This window comes from Verrucosispora sp. SN26_14.1 (assembly GCF_004307965.1).
GTDB lineage: Bacteria > Actinomycetota > Actinomycetes > Mycobacteriales > Micromonosporaceae > Micromonospora.
On record NZ_SISL01000815.1, the window covers coordinates 1 to 1,134 of the forward strand.

General features: G+C 76.5%; 1 protein-coding gene and 1 pseudogene. Both read left to right on the forward strand.

Going from position 1 to position 1,134, the window contains the following annotated elements:
* A pseudogene (locus EYA84_RS32135) lies at window positions 1–685 on the forward strand (hypothetical protein); the annotation flags it as partial.
* Window positions 686–693: 8 nt separating this feature from the next.
* The coding region (locus tag EYA84_RS32140) for a YaaA family protein (protein ID WP_131057886.1) at window positions 694–1,134 on the forward strand (441 nt) is incomplete at its 3' end.

The window sequence follows — 1,134 nt, forward strand, 5'->3', positions numbered from 1 at the left end:
CCCTGGGCACGGTGGTCGCGGTGGGCGGGCCGACCGCGGCGGGCCGGTGCTGCACCTCGCGCTGCTCGGTGGTGCGGCGTTGACGTTGCTGGCGTACGTGCGCAGTTCGCTCGCGGCGACCGACCCGCTGGGCAACGCGCGCTACCTGTCGGTGCTGCAACTGTCGTTGCCGGCGGTGCTCTGGCCGCTCTGGTCGACGGCGGTGGCCGCCTGGCGGGGCACCGTCGGCGCGCGGGGACGGCTGGCCGGCGCGTTCGCCACCGCCGTCCTGGCCGCCCTGGCGGCGGCGTCGCTGGTGGTCACGGTCCTGTTCGCCACCGCCGGTGCGGACCCCGGCCGGCGGGAGGAACGGTACGCGCGACAACTCGCCGCCACGGTCCAGGCGGCCGGTCTGCACGAGGTGTACGGCGAGTACTGGACCTGCAACCGGCTGGTCTTCAACACCGCCGAGCAGGTGGTCTGCGGGGTGCTCGACGGCGACCTGCACCCGGGCCAGAACCGCTATCCGGCGTACTGGTGGCGGCTGGCCCGCGCCACCCGGCCGGGGTACGTGCTGGCGACCGACGCGCCGGCGGACCGGCGGCTGCGGGAACTGCTCGGCGACCGCGCGGACGGCAGCCTGCTCGCCGAGATCGGTGGCTTCCGCGTCTACCACCCGCCGGAGCCGCTGCGCCCCTGGCGTTAGAGTCACCCATGCTCATCCTGCTGCCGCCCTCCGAGGGCAAGGCCGACGCCGGCACCGGCCGCAAGCTGGACCTGGACCGGCTCTCGCTGCCGGCGCTCACCCCCGCCCGCCGGGAGGTGCTGGACGCTCTGGTGGCACTCTCCGCCGGTCCACCGGAGGCGGCACTGGACGCGCTCGGGCTCAGCGCCGGCCAGCACGGCGAGCTGCGGCGCAACACCCGGCTGGCGGTGGCGGCCACCGCCCCCGCCGGGAGGATCTACACCGGCGTGCTCTACGAGGCCCTCGACCTGGCCACGCTCCCGCCCACCGCCCGACGGGCGGCCGACCGGCAGGTGCTGGTCAGTTCCGGCCTGTGGGGGGCGGTCCGGCTCACCGACCGGATCCCGCCGTACCGCTGCGCCATCGGGGCCCGCCTGCCCGGCCCGGGTGCGCTGTCGGCGTACTGGCGG